Genomic DNA, 21408 nt, shown 5'->3' on the forward strand with positions numbered 1-21408 from the left:
GTTTTGAACAAATTTTAAACAAGCATTGAACAGGCTAGGCGGGACAAGGGTTTCCCACCGATGCCCCCTATCGAAGTGATACGGACCGACGTCGAAGCTGTCCCTGCCGTAGCGCTCCGGATACGCGCGGCGCAGCAGCGCGGAGATCCGCTCGCGAAACTCGGCATGCCGCACGGGCAGCGTGACATAGTCGTCGACGCCCAGCACGAACGCGCGCACCACACTCTCTTCCGAACCGTCCGCCGAAGCGAAGAGCACGGGCATGCGTTCGCCGCCGACGGAGCGCACCGCCTTGAGCACGTCCGTGCCCGACAGGCGCAGCGCGTGCCAGTCGAGCACGAGCAGATCGACTGTGGCTCGCGCGAGCACCTTGGAAAGCGCCAGGCCGTCCTCGTAGAGAACGCAACTGTGGCCGGCCTGCACGATGATTTTTTCCAGCAACTTGCCCTGCACGGAATCACGCTGAAGTATGGCGATACGCATGGAGTGTTCCCCGTCGATTGGTCCAGGATCGCGATTTTCTTCAGGCACAGGGGTTAAGCCCATCAGACTTGTCCGAATTTGCAAAGATTCTGCGACAAATTACATCCTGTAAAATCGCGGGCTGGCCAAAATCGTCATCACGCCGCCTTATCCGGGCCGGCGTGCCGTGTCCCGTGCCCTACCCCCGCACTGTCGCACTCCCCGCCTGACGACCGCCGTGCTCCGCGCGCAATGCGCGGCTTTTCTATTCACTACAACGACAGGCAATGCAAGCAACAGAACTGGGTAGACCACACGCCGGGGACATCGCGCACGCGCGCCCTTTGACCCGCAACGACTACAAGACCCTCAGCCTCGCCGCGCTCGGCGGCGCGCTCGAGTTCTACGACTTCATCATCTTCGTGTTCTTCGCGCCCGCGATCGGACAACTGTTCTTCCCGCAATCGATTCCCGACTGGCTGCGGCAGCTACAGACCTTCGGCATCTTCGCCGCCGGTTATCTCGCGCGGCCGCTGGGCGGTATCGTCATGGCGCACTTCGGCGACCTGCTTGGCCGCAAGCGCATGTTCACGCTGAGCGTGCTGCTGATGTCTCTCCCCACTTTGCTGATGGGCGTGCTGCCCACCTACGCGAGCATCGGCATCATGGCGCCCGTGCTGTTGCTCGTGTTTCGCGTGATGCAGGGCGCGGCCGTCGGCGGCGAGGTGCCAGGCGCGTGGGTGTTCGTGTCCGAGCATGTGCCGCAGCGCCATGTCGGCTATGCGTGCGGCACGCTGACGGCGGGCCTCACGGCAGGCATTCTGCTGGGCTCGCTGGTCGCCTCGGCTGTGAATCGACATTTCGCGCCCGCCGAAATAGCCGACTACGGATGGCGCATTCCGTTCCTGCTCGGCGGCGTGTTCGGCCTGTTCTCGGTCTACCTGCGCCGCTGGCTGCACGAGACACCCGTGTTCGCCGAGATGAAGCAGCGCAAGTCGCTCGCCGCCGAAATCCCGCTGAAGGCCGTGCTGCGCGATCATGGCGGCGCCGTCATCGTATCGATGCTGCTGACGTGGATGCTGTCGGCCGCCATCGTGGTCGTGATTCTGATGACGCCGACGCTGCTGCAAAAGCAGTTTCACATTGCGCCCGCCACGGCCCTGTTCGCCAACAGTGTCGCGACGCTGTGCCTGACCATCGGCTGCGTGCTGGCGGGCTCACTCGCCGGACGCTTCGGCGCGGGCCGCACGATCGCCGTCGGCTGCGTTGCGCTCGGCGTGTCGTACTATGCGCTGTTCGAGCAGCTCGCCATCGATAGCGCGATGCTCGTGCCGCTTTACGCGGTCGCGGGGCTGTTCGTCGGCGTGATCGGCGCGGTGCCGTTCGTGATGGTCAACGCGTTCCCGCCCGTTGTGCGCTTTTCGGGCATCTCGTTCTCGTACAACGTCGCGTATGCCGTGTTCGGCGGCCTGACGCCGATCGTCGTTTCGCTGATGATGAAGTCGAATCCGCTCGCGCCCGCGCTCTATGTCGGCGCGCTGTGCGTGATCGGCGCACTGACGGCGTGCTGCGTGAAGAAGGACGCAGCAGCGCAGTAGCAGCAAAAAAATGCGAAGACGCGAGCGGCGTGTCACGGGCACGCCGCTTGCGGCCACTCGCGGACTGGACGTCGCCGCATCGACTGTTCAAACCGGTCCGAAACGTCGGATGGCAGGGCCGCCCTATCATCGACGCATGAACCCTTTCCCTGCACCTGCTCCTCATTTCACACCGGCGCTCGCGCGCAGCGTCGCGACGGTGAGCGTCGGGTTCGTCGTCACGCAGCTCGATGTGACGATCGTCAATATCGCGCTCGCGAAGATCGGCGCGGACCTGCACGCGAATGTCACGGGCCTGCAATGGATCGTGGATGCGTACACGCTCGCGTTCGCGGTGCTGATGCTGTCGGCGGGCGTGCTCGGTGACCGCTTCGGCGCGCGCCGCATGTTCGCGTGTGGGATCGGGCTGTTCGCGGCGGGGTCGCTCGCCTGCGGGCTCGCGTTCGATGCGTCGACGCTCGTCGCCGCGCGCGCCGTGCAAGGCGTGGGCGCGGCCGCGATGCTGCCGAACTCGCTGGCGTTGCTCAACCAGGCATGTGGTCACGACCCGAAGCTGCGCGCCCGTGCCGTTGGCTTGTGGACGGCGGCGGGCGCGATTGCTATTGCGGCGGGCCCCGTGATCGGCGGGCTGCTGATCGCCGGGTTCGGCTGGCGGGCGATCTTTCTTGTGAATCTGCCGATCTGCGCGCTGGGGCTTTTCGCCACTTTCGCTTGGTTGCCGGCTTCGCTGAGCGGTACGCCAACCAGCTCTCCAACCCGTCCGCCGACCGCGTCTTCGGCCCCGCCGTCATCGCGCGATGCGGGCGGAACGGCCGGCGGCATCGATTCCCCCGGCCAACTGCTTGCGATTGTCGCGCTGACGGCGTTCACGGGCGCCGTGATCGAATGGCGGCCGCTCGGTTTCCTGCATCCGCTCGTCGGCGGCGGCTTCGTGATCGCGTTCCTTGCGACGGCCGCATTCATCTTCACCGAGCGGCGCGTCCAGACGCCGATGCTGCCGCTTGCGTTCTTCAGCAACCGCACGTTCAGTTCGGCCGTGCTGTTCGGCATCTGCGTGAATCTGACGTACTACGGCGTCGTGTTCGTGTTGAGTCTCTATTTGCAGCATGCGCGGGGAGAAACGGCGCTGCAGGCCGGTCTCGCGTTCCTGCCGCTGACGGGCGGATTCCTGATTTCGAACGTCGCCAGCGGCTGGGTGGTTGGCCGCTTCGGCGCGCGGGTGCCGATGGTCGCAGGCGCGGTCACGGCAGCCCTCGGCTACGGCTTGCTGCATTTCGTCGAAGCCGCCTCGCCGTTGTGGACGCTGCTCGTGCCGTTTCTGCTGATCCCGTCGGGAATGGGCCTCGCGGTCCCGGCGATGACGACGGCCGTGCTCGCATCCGTCGACGCGCAGCGGGCGGCCACGGCATCGGCCGTTCTGAACACGGCGCGGCAGGCGGGCGGCGCAGTCGGCGTCGCGGCGTTCGGTGCGCTCGCGAGCGCGGCGGGGGCGACAGGCGCATCGGGCGCAGCGCATATCGTCGCGGGGCTGAAGGCATCGACGCTGATCTCGTCGTGTCTGCTGCTGATCGCGCTCGCGCTCGCGTGCCTCGTGCATCCCGAGCCGCACGCGCACCGCCGCACGCGAGAGGGCCGCGCGTGCAACCGGCCGTCAAGCGCCAGCAAGTGACGGCATCGCGTGCCGCCGACGCTCGCCGCAAAAAGCACAACACCCACGGAACGCGACGCGTCGTGGGTGTTGCCGTCTTCAATGAACAGGAAAAGTGCGGATTGAGTGCGGATTGAAGTGGCGACTGAAGGCCGGACTAAAGCGTAGTTTCCTGAATTGCGCCCGTGTCGAGCGCCTTCTCGATGAGCCCTTCGCTCTGCACCTTGCGGATCGCATCGGCGACGAGCTTCTCGGGCTCTTCGATTTCCACCTTGATCGAGCCGATCAATCCGGCTGCGTCGAGGATCACCAGCGTCTCCGCCGTGTCGGCGCGGCTGATGATCACGCGATGCGGCGTCGGACCTTCGCCGAGGCTCGCGCAAAACTGCATGACCGTGCCGCCGATCTTATGGTCGAAAGCTTGAATCATCGCGTGCTCCTTTTAGTCGAACTGGCTTGCCGTGGTGTTGCATCCGATGCGCCGCACGAATGGTGCCCGCACGCGCCACGTGTCGCGAATGGGCACTCCGGCCGGCCGATGCGGCTGCGCGTGCAACCATCACAAGCTGCTGCTCAGCCCTCCCCTGGGCGCGCGCGCGCCGTCGACGCTGATCCGTCCCGCGCCCGTCACGAACAGCAGCAGGAAGCCGCCTGCAATGCCGATGTTCTTCCAGAAATGGATGACCGTGTCGCGCTGCATGGCGGCGTCGGTGATGTTCCAGAAGTCGTGTCCGAGAATTGCGGTCGCCACCGTGTAGGCGGCCATGAAAAGACCGAGCGCGCGGATTCTGAAGCCGATCACGAGAAACACCCCGCCTACCACCTCGACGGCCGTCGCAATCGGCGCTGCGACCTGCACGAACGGCACTCCCTTCGATTGCAGATAGCCGACAAAGCCTGCGTAACCGATCAGCTTCATGATGCCGCCCCACAGGAAAAGCACAGCAAGCGCAAGGCGGGCAAGAAGAATTACGCCGGAATCGACGGGACGCGTCATAGGTGTGGCTCCTGATTTGAATTAAGCAGAAGACCGGGCGGCACGTCTTCAGTTCCCGGGCGTTGCAGTCAGAATAAGTGCAACGCACGGCTTTTCCAAGGCGATCTGAATAGGCTGACTCTCGTTCGCAATGAGTCGGCGCGGAGTCGGCGCGCGCAAGCGACATAGAAATTCGCCGGCCAGCCGTTGCACAGGTTTGTTATAATCCTCTCAGGAAATCGAACAAAATCTAACGCGCCCTTCGCTATCCAGCATCGCGTTGAAGAGACCTGTGCCATGTTGAAAACTGAACGTCTGCGCATGCTCGCCGATGCTCTGGCGAAACAGAACGTGATGCGCCTGCGCGACGCGGCGACGCTGCTAGGCGTGTCGGAAATGACGGTGCGGCGGGACATCGCGGCGAGCCCGGACCATTTCACGTATTTGGGCGGCTACATTGTGAGTGCGACGGATGTGCCGAACACGGCCGGGTATTCACTGGAGCAGGAAAAGGACCATTTCGCGCAGGCCAAGGCGGAAGCGTCGGCGATTGCGGCGAAGCTGATCGGCAACAACGAGACGTTGTTTATCGACTGCGGCACGACGCTGACCACGCTTGCGCGCCTGATTCCCAACGAGATGCATGTGACGGTTATCTGCTATTCGCTGAACGTCGCGGAGATTTTGCGGCGCAAGCCGAACGTGCGGATGATCTTGCTGGGCGGCATGTATGTGCCGTCGTCGGATTCGTTTTCCGGCGAGGAAAGCATCGAGATGTTGCGGCGCATGGGTATCAACAAGGCGTTTATTTCGGCGGGCGGCGTAGATGACGTGCGCGGCGTGACGTGCTGGAATTTTCATGAGGTCGCCTTGAAGCAGGCAGCGATGGCTAGCGCGGTAGAGAGCCATCTTGTCGTCGACAGCAGCAAGCTCGGTGTGGTGAAGGCCGTCCGTTTTTCGAAGGTCGAGGACTTTGCTTCGATCATTACGGAGAAGGGGCAGCAGAAGAGGACATGAGCGTTTTTGTCTGTGATGGTTTGGTTTGTGATGAGGCTTGGTTTGTGATGAGGTTTGGTTTGTGATGGTTTTGTCTGCGACGCCCGGCGGCTTTGCGGGGCGCCTCTCCTGGCGCAGGCATCCTAGATGCCGTTTGGTTTGCCGCTTTCGGTGGCAGGTTTATTTTGCCGTTTTGCTGTTTTGCTGTTTTGCTGTTTTGCTGTTTTGCTGTTTTGCTGTTTTGCTGTTTTGCTGTTTTGCCGCTATCACTGGCATCCGCGATAGCGCCTCGCGGCGCGGGCGTTGCCCCTGTGCGGGGCGGCACCTCCTTTCTTTGCCGCGGCAAAGAAAGGAGGCAAAGAAAGCCGCTCACACGGCCAATGCTTGACCGTTACCCACGGGCCCTCAACATCCCCATGTTTATCGCGGCAGCTTGCTCCCCCACGTCCGTTGCCTGCGCACTGAGCGGCGTCTCACCCGCTTCATGCATCCGCCTTGCAGACCGCGCCCTCGATTATCCCGTGCCCCCATGCGGCAAACCTATGTAGGCCGTCGCGCCATCAGAACACCTTCGCTGCGTGACGTCTCTGCACAGTGCGAGCGCTGCCCCGCGAGGCGCGACAACCGACATACGTTTGCCGCATAGGGCACTGAAATACCGGGAACGGTAGGCCCTGTACGAGCGCGTGAAGCGGGTGAGGCATTCAATCAGCGCGTGGGCAACGGGCAAGTTCAGCACGCTGCCATGCGAAGTGCGGGGGCGTTGGGAGCCCGTGGATAACGGTCAAGCATTGGCGGGGTGAGCGGCTTTCTTTGCTTCCTTTCTTTGCCGCGGCAAAGAAAGGAAGTGCCGCCCCGCACAGGGGCAACGCCCGCGCCGCGAGGCGCTATCGCGGATGCCAGCGATAGCGGCAAAAACAAACGGCAATCGCGGATGCCAGCGATAGCGGCAAAAACAAACGGCAATCGCGGGTGCCAGCGATAGCGGCAAAGCAAACCGCATTCGCGGATGCCCGCACAAGGGCAAAAAAACCACCGCATCGCAGACAGAAAACCTAACTCTTCCTCTGCAAAGCAAACAACGTCCCAGCGATCAGAATGAACGCGCCAATAATCACCTTCTGCCACGTGCTAGGCACACCAACCAGAATCAGGACGCTATTGATCAGCGTCACCAGCACCACGCCCAGCAGCGTGCCCGCCACTGTCCCTGTTCCACCCGTAATGCGGGCGCCGCCCAAAATCACCGCCGCGATCACGTCGAGTTCCGTCCCGACGAGATCGAACGGATTGGCAAGCCGGTTGTTCGACACATGCAAAATGCCCGCGATACCCGCCAGCATCCCCGTATAACCGAACACGAACAAATGGATCGCGCGAAGGTTATAACCAAGCCGCTCCGCAATCGCAAGACTGCCGCCCATTGCATAGACACCGCGCCCCATCATCGTGCGGTTCAGCAACCACCACGTCACACCCGCCGCAATCACAAGCGCGAGCACCGACGCCGGCAACACCGCGCGCAACCCATCCGCCGTGTGATAGAAGAACAGCGGAATGCGCCCGAAATGATCCATGCTATGCGGGATGTTCATGAAGAACGTCGTGCCGATGAACGTCAACAGAATCCCGCGATACAGATACTGCGTGCCGATCGTCACGATCAGCGATGGCGCCTTCAGCCGGTGCACGAGCACGCCGTTGATCACGCCAAGCACAATGCCACCCAGCGCGCCGACAATCAGAATCAGCGCGAACGGCGCATCGGGCCACCACGCGAACACGGCCTTCGTGATCGCATACATCGTCAGCGCGCCAATCGCCGTGAACGACACGTCGATGCCGCCCGACGCGAGCACCACGAGCGTGCCAAGCGCGAACAACGACATCGTCGTCGCCGAATGCAACAGATCGAACAGCGTCGCGAGCTGGAAGAAGCGCGGATTGATCGCGCCGACAATCAAGCACATCGCGGCGATCAGCCCCACGGTAAACCACTCCGGGTTACGCGAGAGCTTCGCGCGCCATGTGGGCGGCTTGACCTCGGGCGCGATTTCGACGACGTTGGAGGTAGTCACGGTCCGGTTCATGATAGACGACATCTCATGCAGCCTCTGACAGCAGCGCGTGATACAGCTGCGCTTCGTTCAACTGGTCCGCGCGATACTGGCTCGCCACGCGGCCCTTCTTCATCATCAGAATGCGATCGCAGTTCTGCAGCAACTCGGGCAAGTCATCGCTGATCAATATGATGCCGATTCCGCGTTGCGACAGCTTCTGCATGATCTTGTAGATGATGTCCTTCGAGCCGACATCGACGCCGACAGTCGGCCCATGCAGAATCAGCACGCGCGGATCGATCGCGAGCCAGCGGCCGATCAGCACGCGCTGCTGGTTGCCGCCCGATAACGACTGCACCGGCTTGTCGACGCCGGGCGTGGCGATCTGCAAATCCTTCACGGTCTGCTCGGCGAGTTGCTGCGCGCGCGTGCGGTCGATCTGGCCGAAGCGGTCGCGCAGGCTCGAGATCATCGCGGTGATCACGTTGTCGCGGATAGGCTTGTCGAGAAAAAGCCCTTCGTTCAGGCGGTCTTCGGGCACATAGCCGATCCGATGGTTCTTCGCATCCGATGGCGTTCGCAACGCGACAGGCCGGCCTTCGAGCGTGACCTTGCCGGCGTCGGCGGGCGCGACACCCGCCAGCGCGCGCGCCAGTTCGTTGCGGCCCGAATCGAGCAGGCCCGTCACGCCGAGTATCTCGCCGCGATGCAGCGCGAACGACACATCGCGGAACTGCGCGCCGCGCGTGAAGCCCTGCACGTCGAGCACGACTTCCTTGCCGACTTCGCCGTCGCGATACCGTTCGCTCGACAGATGACGTCCCGTCATCAGTTCGCTGATCTGCGTTTTCGTGTAATCGGCGATCGGGCCTTGCGCCATCTTCTGGCCGTCGCGCAGCACGATCACTTCGCCGCCGATCGCATAGCACTCGTCGAGCTTGTGGCTCACGAACAGCACGGTCACGCCTTGCGCGCGCAGATTGCCGAGCACGGCGATCAGGTTGTCCACTTCCTTTTGCGTGAGCGACGTGGTGGGCTCGTCCATGATGACGAACTTCGCCTCGCTCGCGATCGCGCGCGCAATCGCCACGAGTTGCCGCGTGGCGAGCGGCAGTTGCTCGATCAGCGTCGACTGGAATCCGGCGTCGCCGGGCAGGCCCACGGCTTCGAGCGCTTTCGACGCCGTGCGGGCGAGCGCCTTGCGGTCGAACGTGCGCGTGAGCCGCCCGTTGTGCCCGGCGAGCTCCGACGTCAACGCGACGTTTTCCGCGACGCTCATGTTCGGCAGCAGCGACAGGTCCTGATAGACCGTCTCGATGCCCGCCGCGAGCGATTCGAGCGCGGAAAGCCGCGCGTGGCTCACGCCTTCGACGATCAGCTCGCCTTCATCGGGCGGCTGCGCACCGGAGATGATCTTGATCAGCGTGCTCTTGCCGCAGCCGTTTTCGCCGAGCAGGTGATAGATCTGCCCGCGCTCGAACGACAGGCTCACGCCGCGCAACGCATGCACGCCCGTGAAACGCTTGTGGACGCCGACCACCTGCAGAAACGGCGTAGAGGAAACGTGTTGATTCATGCTGAGAAGCCGTGCTCCAGATGAATGTCGAAGCGTGCGGGCGCTCGCTGATGGAAGCCCGCACGCCGTCATGCCGCGATCAGAAGTTGTACTGCTTGTAGTTCGACTTGTCGACGTTCACCCAGCCCTGGCCGCGCACGATGATGCCCTTGCCCGGCCCCTTCACGACCGACACCTTCGTATAACCCGGAATGCCGAGATCCGCGCCGTTCTCCACGGTCTTGCCGTCAACCAGCATCTGCGCGACCTTGTTCATCGCGATACCGGCGAGCTTCGGGTCCCAGAATGCGATGCCGTTCACTGCGCCGCTTTCGAGGAACTTGCCCGCTTCCGTCGGCAGGCCCGTGCCGTACACGCAGATCTTGCCCTGCATGCCGGCCTCTTCGACGGCGCGGCCGATGCCGATCACATCCAGCGACGACGAACCCTGGAAGCCCTTCAGGTCCGGATGCTTGCGCAGCACTTCCTTCGCGACTTCATACGCTTTCTCGCCGTCGTTGTTCGTTTCGAGCTTCGGCTCGACGAGATTCATCTTCGGATATCGTGCCTTCGCGTTGTTGATGCCGCCGTCGGCCCACTGCACCTGCGAGCGGCTGCCGAGCGAGCCGACCAGCACCGCCCACTTGCCGTCCTGATGCATGCACGACGCGAGGCGCTCGTTCAGGCCCGCACCGTATGCGCTGTTGTCGAACGCCTCGATGTCGACCATCGTGTTCTTCGCGTTGTCCGCCTCATGCGTGACGACCTTGATGCCGCGATCCATCGCTTTCTTCAGCGCGGGTTCGAGCGTCGGCGGATCGTACGGCACGACGGCGATCGCCGTCACCTTCTTCGCGATCAGGTCTTCGATGATCTTCAACTGCTGCGCGGCGTCCGCGCGGCCCGGTCCCGTCTGATACGCCTGCACGCCGGGATTGTCCTTTGCGAACTCCTTGACGCCCTCGTCCATCCGGTTGAACCAGTTGATGCCCGTCACCTTGACGACGGTGACGATCGTTTCGTTGGTCGCGGCCTGCGCGGCGGCGATCACGCCCACGGCAAGCGCGCCCGCTGCAAGCGCGGCGCTCAGTCGGGTCAGTTTCATGCGTTTGTCTCCTTTGCCTTTAGTCGTTCGGTTCAAGTCGCCCCTTCATGTGCACATCTGCGGAAATCCAGGGCACCGATGTCCGCTGAAACCGTTGATGCCGCGCTATCGCCGCTGGTTCGGCTGCGCGAAGCCGAAGATCGCGCGCACGCGCTCGCCGCCCGCGAACGCGAGCGACAACAGCAGCAGGAAGCCCCACGCGCAATCGCCGAAGAACTGCGAAACGCCGAGCAGATTGAAAAGGCTCGACAGGAACTGCAACACCGTCGCCGCGAAAAACACGCAGACGATGCGGCCATGACCGCCTGCGGGATTCACGCCGCCCATCACTGCGATGAGGATCGCGATCAGCAGATACGAATTGCCGTAGTCCCACTTCGCGCTCGACGTATGCGTGACGCTGATCAGCCCTGCCAGCGACGCGAGCAGCCCGCAGATCGTGTACGTGACGATCAGCATCCGCGCGCGCGGAATGCCCGTATAGAACGCGGCCTTCGGGTTCGTGCCCATCAGATAGAGGCGCAATCCGAATGGACTGCGCCTGAGCAGCCAGCCCAGCACGATCACGGCGGCGATGAAGATCACGAACGATACGGGCACCTGGAGCCACGTGCCGTTGCCGATGTCCGACAGCGGCTCGACATAATCGACGTGCACCGACGCGCCGTTGCTCAGCACCACCGCGCAGCCCGTGAACAGCAGTTGCGTGCCGAGCGTGCAGAGAATCGGCGTGAGGCGCAGACGCGCGATCACGACGCCGTTGATAAAGCCGCCGATCAGGCCCATGCAGACCACGATCGCGCAAAACGCGCCCGTATAGAGCATCGGCGCATCGTCGCCGCTGATGAACTTCGGCACGATCAGCGCGGCAACCATGCCCGACAGGTTCGCCAGCCCGACGCCCGACAGATCGATCCCGCCGTTGCCCGACACCATCGACAGCATGATGCCGAGCGCAAGCAAGCCGAGTTCGGGCAACTGGCCGCCCATCGACTGCAGGTTGTCGAGCGAGACGAACTGGCCATGCGAGACCCACGTTGCGACCAGCACGACGAGCACATTGACGGCCAGCAGAAAATTCAGTTGCCGGTCGTGAAAGAGGCCAGTGGAAAGCGAGGACTTCATGTCGAAACGAACTCCTTCACGGCGCGCCGCACAGCGGCGCGCGCTCAATACGTTGAAAGCGGATGGCCCGAGCGTGCCAGCACTTCGTTGACTTCGGCGAGCATCGGCATCGAAGGCGCCGTGCCCGGCCGCGTCACCGAAATGCCCGCCAGCGCGCAGCCGAAACGCGTCGCTTCGACGGCATCCGCGCCGCGCGCGAGCGCCGCCGCAAAGCCGCCCGTGAAGCCGTCGCCCGCGCCCGCCGTTTCGACGACCCGCCCGCATTGGAACGCGGGCACGAACACGGACTGTTCGGCCGAGTGCAACAGCGCGCCCGCTTCGCCGAGCGTCACGATCACGTTGCGCACGCCCTTTTTCAGCAGCATGTCGGCGGCGCGGCGCGCATCGTCGACGTTGTTCACTTCGATGCCCGTCAACGCGGCCGTCTCCGTTTCGTTCGGCGTGATGTAGTCGCACAGCGGGAAGATGCTGTCGTCGAGCGGCAGCGCGGGCGCGGGATTGAACACGGTCGTCACGCCATGCTTGCGCGCGACTTCGAGTCCGCGCTTCGCGGCGCAGACGGGCTGCTCCAGTTGCGTGACGAACACGCGCGCCGATGCGATATCGCTTTCGATCGCATCGACGTCGCCCGCGTTCATCGTTCCCGCCGCACCGGACGCCACGATGATCGCGTTCTTGCCGGTGATGTCGTCGACGAAGATGTGCGCCGCGCCCGTCGATGCGCCGTCGATCACGCAAGCACGCGCCGTGATGCCTTCCGCGTCCCATGTCGAGCGCGCGATCGCGCCGAACGCATCGTTGCCGATGCGCGTGCAGAACACCACATCGGCGCCCGCGCGCGCGGCCGCGACGGCCTGGTTCGAGCCCTTGCCGCCGGGGCCCATCTTGAACGCATTGCCCGCCACCGTTTCGCCCATCAGCGGCATGCGGTCCGCACGAAACGTGAGATCCGTCACGTAGATGCCGAGAATCACGACGCGGCCTTCTTTCTGTTGCATGGCCATCGTGTTCAGTCCTTCGCAGCGGGGGCATCCGGCGCGAGCAGCACGCCCTTCTTGAACACGAAGCAGCCATAGCCGCGCGCTTCGCCCGTGGCGATCACGCAGTACGCCTTCTTCGCGCGCGCATAGAACGCAAAGCGCTCGATGCCGACGAACAGCACCTCGCGCCCTTCGGCCTTGTTCACTTCGGCCTGCGCTTCGCGCTGCACAGCGGGAATCGTGTTGGGTTCGCCGACCACTTCCATGCGCAACGCAGGATCGTCGACGAAGGTATCGAGCGGCAGCACCGACAGCACCGCGCGGATCGCGCGCGCCGCATCGACGCCGTCGAGCCGCAGCAGCTTGCCCGTCACGGTTTCCCGCGCGACCGAGTCGCCCGGAAAGTTCGCGTCGCAGATCACGACTTCGTCGCCGTGGCCCATCGCGCGCAGCGCGTGGAGCACATCGGCATTCAACAGCGGGTCCAGATTCTTCAGCACGTTGTCTCCTCCGTTATTCGGTTGGCGCGCTATTGTCCTTCGAGGCCCCGTCAGGCGATCTGAAAGCGATCAGTCGCCATACGGTATCCAGATGTTCTTGACTTGTGTTGCATGGCGCAGGAACGCCGGGCCGACGCTTGCCGCGTCGAACCAGTCGAACGCGCGGCCATGATCGACGAACGTGCGCTTCAGGTTGCCCACCGACTCGCGTTCGGCCAGCGCCGAATCTTGCGCGGAACCGAAGCACCACAGCGCATCGACGTCGTCGTGTTTCGCGAGGGCCGGAAGCAGCGCGGCGCGTTCGCCTGTCACGATGTTGAGCACGCCCGCGGGCACATCCGAGGTCTCGACCACCTGATAGAAGTCGGTCACTGTAAGCGGACTCGACGAACTCGGCAAGACCACGACGCGGTTGCCCATCGCGAGCGCGGGCGCGACCAGCGAAATGAAAGACAGCAGCGGCGCTTCGTCCGGGCACGCAATGCCGATCACGCCGAGCGGCTCGTTCATTGCGAGCGCGACGCCGCGCAGCGGCGGCGCATGCACCGCGCCGTCGAACTTGTCGGCCCACGCAGCATAGGTGAAGAGCCGCGTCACCGATGCGTCCACTTCGCGGCGCGCTTCGTCGTCGCTCGCGCCCGTGCGCATCACCAGTTGATGCGCGAACTCGTGCGCGCGAACCGCGAGATTTTCGGCGAGGTAGTAGATCACCTGCGCACGGTTGTGCGCGCTCGCCTGCGACCACTTCTGCGCACCGCGCGCCGCCGCGACGGCATTGCGGATGTCCTTGCGATTGCCCTCGCCCACCTCCCCGACGATCGCGCCATCGGGACCATGGACGGACAGCGAATAGCCGCTGTCGGGCCGCGCCTGCTTGCCGCCGATGAAGAGCTTGGCCGTGCGGTCGATCGCGAACCCATCGGCGGCGCGCGGCACTTCGTGTGCTTCGTGCGCCTGCCGCGAAACATCCGTCACGCGATGCACCGGGCGGCGTTCTTCGAGCGCGAGCCACGCCTTCGGCTTCACGTATTCGTAGATGCCTTCGCGGCCGCCTTCGCGTCCGTAGCCCGACTCGCGATAGCCGCCGAAGCCGACGGCCGCATCGAACAGATTCGTCGCGTTGACCCACACGACGCCGCATGCAAGGCGCGGCGCGATATCGAGCGCGCGGCCGATGGTCTCGCTCCAGATGCTCGCGGCGAGCCCGTAGCGCGTGTTGTTTGCGAGCGCGACGGCTTCGTCGGGCGTGCGGAATGTCAGCGTCACGAGCACGGGGCCGAAGATTTCCTCCTGCGCGAGCGTCGAGGCGGGCGCGACGCCCGTGACGAGCGTCGGCGGATAGAAGCAGCCGTCGGCGGGCACGGCGGCTTCCGGCGCCTGATAGATCTCGCAACCTTCGCGACGCCCCGCTTCCACCAGCGACGCGATGCGCTCCAGCTGCACCTTGTCGACAATCGCGCCGAGATCGATGCTTTTGTCGAGCGACGGCCCGACGCGCAGTGTCGCCATGCGGCGCTTGAGCTTGTCGATGAAGCGCGCCGCGACGCCTTCCTGCACGAGCAGCCGCGAGCCCGCGCAGCACACTTGCCCCTGGTTGAACCAGATCGCGTCGACGACGCCTTCCACCGCGCCGTCGAGGTCCGCGTCGTCGAACACGATGAACGGCGACTTGCCGCCCAGCTCCAGCGTCAGCGACTTGCCCGTGCCCGCCGTCGCCGCGCGGATCAGGCGGCCCACTTCCGTCGAGCCCGTGAACGCGATCTTGTCGACGCGCGGATGCTCGACGAGCGCCGCACCCGTGCGTCCGTCGCCCGTCACCACGTTCAGCACGCCCTTCGGGAGCCCCGCGCGCTGCGCAAGCTCGGCGAACAGCATCGCGGTGAGCGGCGTGTATTCGGCGGGCTTCAGCACGACGCAGTTGCCCGTCGCGATGGCGGGCGCGATCTTCCACGCAAGCATCAGCAGCGGGAAATTCCACGGCACGATCTGGCCGATCACGCCAAGCGGCGCGAAGTCTTTGAACTCGCTGTCCTGAAGCTGCGCCCAGCCCGCATGATGCAGGAAGTGCCGCGCGACCAGCGGAATGTCGATGTCGCGCGTCTCGCGGATCGGCTTGCCGTTGTCGAGCGCTTCGAGCACCGCAAAAAGGCGGCTGTGACGCTGCACCATCCGCGCGAGCGCATACAGATGCCGCGCGCGGCCCGCGCCGCCGAGCGCGAACCAGCCTGGCTGCGCGGCGCGCGCGGCAGCGACTGCGGCGTCGATGTCCGCGGCGTCGCCCTGCGCGACATGCGCGAGCAGCTCGCCCGTCGCGGGCTCGTGCGATGCGAAGCGCTCGCCTGCAATGGGCGCGCGCCATCCGCCGTCGATGAAATGACCGAACGTCGCGTCATGCTGCGCGAGCCATGCGCGCGCGGGCTGATCGTCCTCAGGTGCGGGACCGTACTCCATCGATGAAAAATACTCGGCTACGCTCATGGGATCGATCTGCTCAGGCTACGGGGTGACGGTTGAAGGCGGAATAACGGCCAGTCGCGTAATGCTCGAGCTGGCGTTCGATATCGGCGAGAAGACTGGACGCGCCGAAGCGGAACAGTTCGGGTTCGAGCCACGCGCGCCCCAGTTCTTCTTTCATCAGGATCTGATACGACAGCGCCGTCTTCGCATCCGACACACCGCCCGCCGGCTTGAAGCCGATCAGGATGCCCGTGCGCGCGTGATATTCGCGGATCATGCGCGCCATCACGAGCGACACTTCGAGCGTCGCGTTGACGCCCTCCTTGCCCGTCGACGTCTTGATGAAATCGGCGCCCGCCATCATGCAGACCATCGATGCACGCGCGATGTTCGACAGCGTCTGGATATCGCCCGTCGCGAGAATCGCTTTGAGATGCGCTTCGCCGCATGCGTCGCGGAACTCGCGCACCTCGTCGTAGAGCGCCTGCCAGTTGCCCGTCAGCACGTGCTCGCGGGTGACGACGATATCGATTTCCTGCGCGCCGTCGGCCACCGATGCCTCGATCTCCTTCAACTTCAGCGGATGCGGAATCAGACCGGCGGGAAAGCCCGTCGACACGGCCGCGACGGGAATGCCCGTGCCGCGCAATGCATCGACGGCGGCCGCGACGTAGCGGTGATAGACGCACACGGCGCCCGTCGTGATGCTGTGCGACGGCACGCCGAGCGCCGCGAGAATGTCGGCGCGCACGGGCTGCCTCGCCTTCGCGCACAGACGGCGCACGCGGCCTTCCGTGTCGTCGCCGTTGAGCGTCGTGAGATCGATGCAGGTCACGGCCTTCAGCAGCCAGCCGGCCTGCGCGTCTTTCTTGACGGTGCGGCGCGTGCCGAGCGTGGCCGTGCGGCGCTCGACAGCCGACTGGTTCACGCGCAGCCCATCGAGCCAGGCGAGATCGAACGGCACGCCAGGATTGCGCGCGGGATGAACAGGGGTTGGGCGCCGCAACGCGACTACCGACGAAGACAGGATTGGGGCTTCAGGCATGAGAATGAAACGTCCACAGGTTTGTGCATTGCACAGCAACAGCTGATGGTTTATTCGCAGGCATCGTACATCGGTTGATATGATTCTAACAAGCGTCGTTACGATCGTTTCCAGCCCTCGTAATCGGCCATCGAGCGCCGCGCGCCGGTGAAAGCGCCGCCTGGCGGCGCTTTCACCGGCACCGGACGGGGAGATTGGTGTTTTCACCAGGGCGCGCCCGGTGCGACGGGTCGCGCGCGATGACAGACAGATCACAAGGGGAGAAGGCGGCCGTCACATACCTGGCGCGGCGGACGCGGCGCGCTCGAAGGCGGGATCGGCTGCGACGCCGGCACGCAGACGACGTCGGATTGAACGGTTCGTCCAAGCGGGGTAGCCGACCCGCCGCAAGAAGCTGCCGATGACGGGCAGCGGCAGCCGGAAACGCGTCAGATAAGGTCGCCAGTCACCCTTTTCAAGCCCGCTTTTTTTTGCGGAAACCGCACTTGAAAAGTTGCAGAGGTTTCCTATCTATCGAGTCACAAGGCAGGCGCTGCGTCGACGGCGACGCGCACTGCACGTATCCACTTTCGTCGCGGCATGACAGGCGAACCGGCACACCCAGGCCGGCGAGCGTTGCCGCTCAGAGGAGAGAGAGACCATGAGTGACTTGTACTTCGGAACCGATCTGTTCGCCGAACTCGACCGCTTGCAGCGGCAGATGTCCGGCGCGTTCGGCAGCTTCCCTTCCAGCATCCGTTCGAACCGTTTCGGCGCGTTTCCGGCCTTGAACGTCGGCATCACGGACGACGCCATTCAGATCGTCGCGTTCGCGCCGGGCATCGATCCGTCGAAGCTCGAACTGTCGATCGACAAGGGCCTGTTGACCATCGCGGGCGAACGCGAAGCGGCGCGCCCCGCGTCGGAAGAAGGCACCCGCGCGTATGCGCAGGAGCGCTTCGCCGGCAAGTTCCGCCGCGTCGTCGAACTGCCGCAGCAGGCAGACCCCGACAACGTGCAGGCACGCTACGTCGACGGCACGCTGCTGATCACGGTCGGCAAGCGCGAATCGTCGAAGCCGCGTGCGATTACGGTTCAATAATGCGAGGTGAAATCATGAGCGACAACACTCAACAACTGACCCAGCGCGAAGAAGGCGCCGTGGCGCGCAACGGCCAACGCGAGCAGGAGCGCCGCGTGACGCTCACGCCGCCCGTCGATATCGTCGAAGACAGCAAGGCCGTGACGTTGTGGGCGGATTTGCCCGGCGTCTCGAAAGACAGGCTCGAGATCCGCGTACACGATGGCAGCCTGACGATCGAAGGCGAATCGGCCGTGCCTTCGCCCGCGAACGTACGGCTCTCGCATGCGGAAGTGCGCGCGCCCTTCTTTGCGCGGCGCTTCACGATCAGCGACGACTTCGATACATCGAAGATCGAAGCGAATCTGAAGGATGGCGTGCTCAAGCTCGTCATTCCGCGCCGCGAACAGGCGCAGCCGCGACGCATTGAAGTGAACATCGGCTAAGCGTTTCGCCGCAATGAAAACGGAGCACGCGCGCAAGCGCCGTGCTCCGTTGCTTTATCCGCGCGGCAATGGTTGCTATGCGCGCTTCGCGAGCGCGGTCTGCAACTCGCGCACGGCATCGCTCCAGTCGTTGCGCTTCGTTTGACGGAACAGGCGCATCTGCGGATACCACGGGCTGTCGTCGCGGCCAAGCTGCCAGCGCCAGTCAGGCGTGAACGGCAACGCGAGCCACACCGGCTTGCCCAGCGCGCCCGCAAGATGCGCGACGGCCGTATCGACGCAGATCACCACGTCGAGCTGCGTGATGAGCGCGGCAGTCTCCGCAAAAGACGCGAGCCGGCCCGACACGTCGCGCAACGCGCCGCGCTGCGAAAGCTCATCAAGCAGCGCGCGGTCGTCTTCGCGCACGTCCTTCACGAGCGAAACGAACTGCGCATTCACATCGAACAACGGCATTAGTTGCGCAAGCGGAATCGAACGATTGCGGTCGTTCAGATGCGTGCGGCTGCCCGACCAGACGATGCCGACGCGCAGCCTCTCGTCGCCTTGCGCGAACAGGTCGTCCCATTGGTCGATCAACGGTTGATCCGCATGAACGTACGGGCTATCGGCGACGAAGCCGGGTTCGCGGATCTTCAGCGCGAACGCGAGGCTGAGCATCGGAATGTGATAGTCGAACGCAGGCAGCGGCGCCGTTTCGCCGATCACCTGCTCTGCGCCGGGATAGCCGTGCAACAGCGGCAGCAACGCCTCCTGAACCCGCACGACGACCCGCGCGCCCATGACGCTCAGGCGGTCCACGAAGCGGATGAACTGCAGCGTATCGCCGAAGCCCTGCTCGCAATGCACGAGCACAGTCTTGTGCGCGAGCGACTGATTGCCCGTCCAGAGCTTCGCATCGGGCAGGCCGTGGCTCATGGTGCCGTCGAGCCAGCGCCATTCGTACTCGCGCCAGCCATGCTCGAATTCGCCCAGCAGCAGATTGGTCTGCGCACGGTTGGTGCGCGCGCCCGCGTCGTTCGCATCGATCGACAGCGCTTTCTTGAACTGCTGCAATGCTTCGTCGAAACGGTGCAGATCGCGCAGCGCGACGCCCAGGTTCACATAAGCGCGCACGAAATTCGGCTTGAGCGCGATTGCCTGGCGATACGCGGCGAGCTCTTCGTCGTAGCGCTCCATCTGACCGAGCAGGTTGCCCCGGTTGTAGTGCGCTTCGGCCGATTGCGGATAGCGTTGCGTGAGCCGCGCGAGATGCCGCAGCGCGCGCTCGTGCTCGCCCGTTTGCACGAGCGACATGGCGGCGCCGTGCAACGACTCGGCATGGTCTGGATAGACGGTGAGAACGCGCTCGAACAGCGCGACGGCGTCGGCATGACGCGCCGCAAGCTGGCAGATATGCGCGGCAAAGTGCAATTGCTGCGGGTTGGTCGCGGCAGGCTGCGCGGCGCGTAGCGCGTAGTCCGCCGCGCGCGCGTAGTCGCCCTGCTTCGCCGCGACGTAGCCGAGTGCTTCGAGCGCTTCGTTGTGGTCCGGGTCGATCGACAGAATGCCGTGCAGCAGCGTTGCCGCATCGTCATATTGACCGGCGGTGAACTTCTGCTGCGCGTCTGCGAGACGTTGTGCGATATCGTGATTCATGATGCAGCGCTTCGGCGCAACGCCTTGTCGCACCAGAGGACGGAGGGGTCGATTGTACGCGACGCCTCCGCGCGGCTGCCGTTAGACCTGATTCCGTCCGTCCCTCGCGTCCTGCTGCGCTGTCATCAAACCGACACGCGGATCTTGCGGTCCTTCTGCATTTCCTCAAGCTGCTTTTGCGCTTCCATTTCCTGCTTCAGCATCTCGCGGACTTTCTGCATGATCTTTTCGCGGTCTTCGGGCGACATCTTCTTCAGGTCTTCTTCCGTCACGCCGAGCTTCGCGAGAATCATCTTCTGCAGACGTTCGCCTGTTGTGCCCTTGGTGTAATCGATGAGCTGATCGAGCAGGTCCTTGAAGGTCGCCTTGTTGCCCTTGTGCGATCCGGATGCGCGGGGCGCTTCGTTCGTGCTGCCCGTTCCGATCGGCCCAACGTCGTTCGATGTTTGCATGGTCTTGCGATCCCCGAGGTCTTGTTGAAGTTCGAATTGACAGACGCATACCGCTTCGCGCAGCACTTTAGTCAGACGTAAGCTGCGCGTCAACAATCCACGCGATGACACATTGCGGCGCCAACACCATCTGGCCCAGCCTATCGCCGCAAGCAGCACGAGCCCCGCGCCGCCGAGCACGGGCTCACGCCACGCGACGAGCGCGATGAACGTGAACGCGCGGGCGCCGGCGAGCAGCGCGAATCCGGCGACAGCGCCCGATGCCGCGTCGATCGCACGCTGCATGCGTTCGCACGCGGCGACGTTCAGGGTGACGACGTTCAGGGTAACGGCGCGCTCATGCATGGTCGTTCTCCTCTATTTGGGACGACAGCGATGCATCAGCGGGCGGCGGGCGCTTCGTCGATAAAGCCGGTGACGGCTTGCAGCCGTCCGAGCGCATCGACGACACCGAAATCCGAACCCTTCACGATCGACGCGCCCGACGGCGTCAGCAGTTCCCACGAGAAGCGCAGCCGGTTTGCGAAGCCGTCGACTTCCGACGTGCGGCGAAACGTGTGGTGCGCAAAGCGCTCATGAACGGCGCGAATCATCGCGTCGATGCCGTCGTGTCCATCGCCGGACAGGAGGGGATCGGCATACGCTGCGTCGTTCGCAAAGGTCGCCGCGATCAGTTCGCGGCGGCGGCCGGCGTCGGTTTCGTTCCAGGCGTCGAAGTAACGGTCGATCAATGCGGTGTGCGCGTTCATCAGAGACTCCTTCAGTCGGTGAATGATCGAGACGTCCGCCGTGAGCATCGCAATGGCGGCGGCCTCGGACTGAAGATTCGTCGATGAACGTGTGTGTGGCGATTACGCGGGAGGTAAAGATGCGGATGCACCAGCAACTTCAATGAGCGCTGGTGCCGGGGAAAAGAACGAGCGCAATGGAATCGAAGCGAAACTGAAAGCGGGATTCGAAGCGCGCGCTATGCCTTCGCGACACCGACTTCGTCGGCAAGCCGTCTGCCTTCGTCATAGCCCGCCTCGCGGGCCTCTTCTTCGCTGGGGAAGGTCGCGACGAGCTCCTGAAAACGGCGGCTCTGTCCAGCGAGATGCGCATCGGCGCCATGCCGGCACACATAGCCGATGTAGTGCCACAAGGCTTCCTGCACATGCGGCCCATAAGCCGTGATGGGAAGAACCCAGACCTCCTGGCCGTTGTGCTCGATCTTGTCCCACATGTTCGCCTCCGGAACGGTACCAAGGCTCTCCAGTATGAGCGCGTTTGACGGCGGCGGCGATTGGGGGCGTTCCCGTGTGGCGT

The 21408-nt window shown here is 64.1% G+C and carries 19 protein-coding genes and 2 pseudogenes; 5 read left to right on the forward strand and 16 right to left on the reverse strand.

Features of this window, described 5'->3' with window-relative positions; genetic code table 11:
• Window positions 1-45: 45 nt before the first annotated feature.
• A pseudogene (locus tag J8I87_RS06230) lies at window positions 46-483 on the reverse strand (response regulator transcription factor); the annotation flags it as partial.
• Between the two features lie 266 nt (window positions 484-749).
• Between J8I87_RS06230 and J8I87_RS06235 the strand changes: the two are divergent.
• Window positions 750-2060 (forward strand): MFS transporter, encoded by a 1311-nt coding sequence (locus J8I87_RS06235; protein WP_209930562.1) that lies wholly within the window; start codon window positions 750-752, stop codon window positions 2058-2060.
• A gap of 109 nt (window positions 2061-2169) precedes the next feature.
• Window positions 2170-3729 carry an MFS transporter gene (locus tag J8I87_RS06240; RefSeq protein ID WP_209930563.1) on the forward strand — a complete coding sequence of 520 codons (1560 nt, stop codon included), beginning with the start codon at window positions 2170-2172 and terminating at the stop codon, window positions 3727-3729.
• Between the two features lie 136 nt (window positions 3730-3865).
• Here the strand turns inward: J8I87_RS06240 and J8I87_RS06245 are convergent, their stop codons facing one another.
• Together J8I87_RS06245 and J8I87_RS06250 are read right to left on the reverse strand one after the other, a co-directional pair.
• Entirely contained in the window at window positions 3866-4138 is a 273-nt protein-coding gene (locus J8I87_RS06245; RefSeq protein WP_209930564.1) for a hypothetical protein, read from the reverse strand.
• Between the two features lie 129 nt (window positions 4139-4267).
• Complete coding sequence (locus J8I87_RS06250; RefSeq protein ID WP_209930565.1) at window positions 4268-4705, reverse strand: DoxX family protein; 438 nt, start codon at window positions 4703-4705, stop codon at window positions 4268-4270.
• Window positions 4706-4981: 276 nt separating this feature from the next.
• Here J8I87_RS06250 and J8I87_RS06255 point away from each other — a divergent pair, with 276 nt between their 5' ends.
• The gene (locus J8I87_RS06255; protein WP_209930566.1) at window positions 4982-5701 is read left to right on the forward strand and encodes a DeoR/GlpR family DNA-binding transcription regulator; all 720 of its coding nucleotides are present in this window, start codon (window positions 4982-4984) and stop codon (window positions 5699-5701) included.
• Here J8I87_RS06255 and J8I87_RS06260 read toward each other — a convergent pair.
• From J8I87_RS06260 to deoC, 9 genes are all read right to left on the reverse strand, one after another.
• Window positions 5670-6053, reverse strand: coding sequence for a hypothetical protein (locus J8I87_RS06260; protein WP_209930567.1), 384 nt, complete (start codon window positions 6051-6053; stop codon window positions 5670-5672). The two genes, J8I87_RS06255 and J8I87_RS06260, sit on opposite strands and share 32 nt — an antisense overlap.
• Before the next feature lie 682 nt (window positions 6054-6735).
• The gene (locus J8I87_RS06265; RefSeq protein ID WP_209930568.1) at window positions 6736-7782 is read right to left on the reverse strand and encodes an ABC transporter permease; all 1047 of its coding nucleotides are present in this window, start codon (window positions 7780-7782) and stop codon (window positions 6736-6738) included.
• 1 nt (window position 7783) lies between these two features.
• Window positions 7784-9316 carry a sugar ABC transporter ATP-binding protein gene (locus J8I87_RS06270; RefSeq protein ID WP_209930569.1) on the reverse strand — a complete coding sequence of 511 codons (1533 nt, stop codon included), beginning with the start codon at window positions 9314-9316 and terminating at the stop codon, window positions 7784-7786.
• 79 nt (window positions 9317-9395) lie between these two features.
• Window positions 9396-10400, reverse strand: a complete 1005-nt coding sequence (locus tag J8I87_RS06275; RefSeq protein WP_209930570.1) for an autoinducer 2 ABC transporter substrate-binding protein — start codon at window positions 10398-10400, stop codon at window positions 9396-9398.
• 105 nt (window positions 10401-10505) lie between these two features.
• A complete protein-coding gene (locus J8I87_RS06280; protein WP_209930571.1) occupies window positions 10506-11525 on the reverse strand; it encodes an ABC transporter permease in 1020 nt (339 codons plus the stop codon).
• A gap of 44 nt (window positions 11526-11569) precedes the next feature.
• Window positions 11570-12529, reverse strand: coding sequence for a ribokinase (gene rbsK, locus J8I87_RS06285; protein ID WP_209930572.1), 960 nt, complete (start codon window positions 12527-12529; stop codon window positions 11570-11572).
• Between the two features lie 5 nt (window positions 12530-12534).
• Window positions 12535-13005 (reverse strand): RbsD/FucU family protein, encoded by a 471-nt coding sequence (locus J8I87_RS06290; protein ID WP_209930573.1) that lies wholly within the window; start codon window positions 13003-13005, stop codon window positions 12535-12537.
• Between the two features lie 69 nt (window positions 13006-13074).
• Window positions 13075-15483: an aldehyde dehydrogenase family protein gene (locus J8I87_RS06295; RefSeq protein WP_209930574.1), complete on the reverse strand. Its 2409-nt coding sequence runs from the start codon at window positions 15481-15483 to the stop codon at window positions 13075-13077.
• 13 nt (window positions 15484-15496) lie between these two features.
• Complete coding sequence (gene deoC / locus J8I87_RS06300; protein WP_209930575.1) at window positions 15497-16507, reverse strand: deoxyribose-phosphate aldolase; 1011 nt, start codon at window positions 16505-16507, stop codon at window positions 15497-15499.
• Between the two features lie 640 nt (window positions 16508-17147).
• Between deoC and J8I87_RS06305 the strand changes: the two genes are divergently transcribed.
• On the forward strand, window positions 17148-17588 hold the full coding sequence (locus tag J8I87_RS06305) for an Hsp20/alpha crystallin family protein (RefSeq protein ID WP_209930576.1): 441 nt from the start codon (window positions 17148-17150) through the stop codon (window positions 17586-17588).
• A 14-nt stretch (window positions 17589-17602) separates the two neighbouring features.
• Complete coding sequence (locus J8I87_RS06310) at window positions 17603-18013, forward strand: Hsp20/alpha crystallin family protein (protein ID WP_209930577.1); 411 nt, start codon at window positions 17603-17605, stop codon at window positions 18011-18013.
• Window positions 18014-18088: 75 nt separating this feature from the next.
• Here the strand turns inward: J8I87_RS06310 and J8I87_RS06315 are convergent, their stop codons facing one another.
• From J8I87_RS06315 to J8I87_RS06335, 4 genes and pseudogenes are all read right to left on the reverse strand, one after another.
• Complete coding sequence (locus J8I87_RS06315; RefSeq protein ID WP_209930578.1) at window positions 18089-19651, reverse strand: tetratricopeptide repeat protein; 1563 nt, start codon at window positions 19649-19651, stop codon at window positions 18089-18091.
• Between the two features lie 578 nt (window positions 19652-20229).
• Window positions 20230-20448 (reverse strand): annotated as a pseudogene (locus J8I87_RS46245) (hypothetical protein); the annotation flags it as partial.
• Window positions 20449-20483: 35 nt separating this feature from the next.
• Entirely contained in the window at window positions 20484-20852 is a 369-nt protein-coding gene (locus J8I87_RS06330) for a nuclear transport factor 2 family protein (RefSeq protein WP_209930579.1), read from the reverse strand.
• Between the two features lie 218 nt (window positions 20853-21070).
• On the reverse strand, window positions 21071-21325 hold the full coding sequence (locus J8I87_RS06335; RefSeq protein ID WP_209930580.1) for a hypothetical protein: 255 nt from the start codon (window positions 21323-21325) through the stop codon (window positions 21071-21073).
• Window positions 21326-21408: the final 83 nt, after the last annotated feature.

This window comes from Paraburkholderia sp. LEh10 (assembly GCF_017814945.1).
Taxonomy (GTDB): Bacteria; Pseudomonadota; Gammaproteobacteria; order Burkholderiales; family Burkholderiaceae; genus Paraburkholderia.

Bases quoted from the DNA above. Each gene is read 5' to 3' on its own strand.
- J8I87_RS06280 (WP_209930571.1), bottom strand. From the start codon at position 11,525: ATGAAGTCCTCGCTTTCCACTGGCCTCTTTCACGACCGGCAACTGAAT.
- J8I87_RS06330 (WP_209930579.1), bottom strand. From the start codon at position 20,852: ATGAACGCGCACACCGCATTGATCGACCGTTACTTCGACGCCTGGAAC.
- J8I87_RS06295 (WP_209930574.1), bottom strand. From the start codon at position 15,483: ATGAGCGTAGCCGAGTATTTTTCATCGATGGAGTACGGTCCCGCACCT.
- J8I87_RS06255 (WP_209930566.1), top strand. From the start codon at position 4,982: ATGTTGAAAACTGAACGTCTGCGCATGCTCGCCGATGCTCTGGCGAAA.
- J8I87_RS06305 (WP_209930576.1), top strand. From the start codon at position 17,148: ATGAGTGACTTGTACTTCGGAACCGATCTGTTCGCCGAACTCGACCGC.
- J8I87_RS06275 (WP_209930570.1), bottom strand. From the start codon at position 10,400: ATGAAACTGACCCGACTGAGCGCCGCGCTTGCAGCGGGCGCGCTTGCC.
- rbsK (WP_209930572.1), bottom strand. From the start codon at position 12,529: ATGGCCATGCAACAGAAAGAAGGCCGCGTCGTGATTCTCGGCATCTAC.
- J8I87_RS06235 (WP_209930562.1), top strand. From the start codon at position 750: ATGCAAGCAACAGAACTGGGTAGACCACACGCCGGGGACATCGCGCAC.
- J8I87_RS06250 (WP_209930565.1), bottom strand. From the start codon at position 4,705: ATGACGCGTCCCGTCGATTCCGGCGTAATTCTTCTTGCCCGCCTTGCG.
- J8I87_RS06315 (WP_209930578.1), bottom strand. From the start codon at position 19,651: ATGAATCACGATATCGCACAACGTCTCGCAGACGCGCAGCAGAAGTTC.
- J8I87_RS06310 (WP_209930577.1), top strand. From the start codon at position 17,603: ATGAGCGACAACACTCAACAACTGACCCAGCGCGAAGAAGGCGCCGTG.
- deoC (WP_209930575.1), bottom strand. From the start codon at position 16,507: ATGCCTGAAGCCCCAATCCTGTCTTCGTCGGTAGTCGCGTTGCGGCGC.
- J8I87_RS06335 (WP_209930580.1), bottom strand. From the start codon at position 21,325: ATGTGGGACAAGATCGAGCACAACGGCCAGGAGGTCTGGGTTCTTCCC.
- J8I87_RS06270 (WP_209930569.1), bottom strand. From the start codon at position 9,316: ATGAATCAACACGTTTCCTCTACGCCGTTTCTGCAGGTGGTCGGCGTC.
- J8I87_RS06240 (WP_209930563.1), top strand. From the start codon at position 2,170: ATGGCAGGGCCGCCCTATCATCGACGCATGAACCCTTTCCCTGCACCT.
- J8I87_RS06245 (WP_209930564.1), bottom strand. From the start codon at position 4,138: ATGATTCAAGCTTTCGACCATAAGATCGGCGGCACGGTCATGCAGTTT.
- J8I87_RS06265 (WP_209930568.1), bottom strand. From the start codon at position 7,782: ATGTCGTCTATCATGAACCGGACCGTGACTACCTCCAACGTCGTCGAA.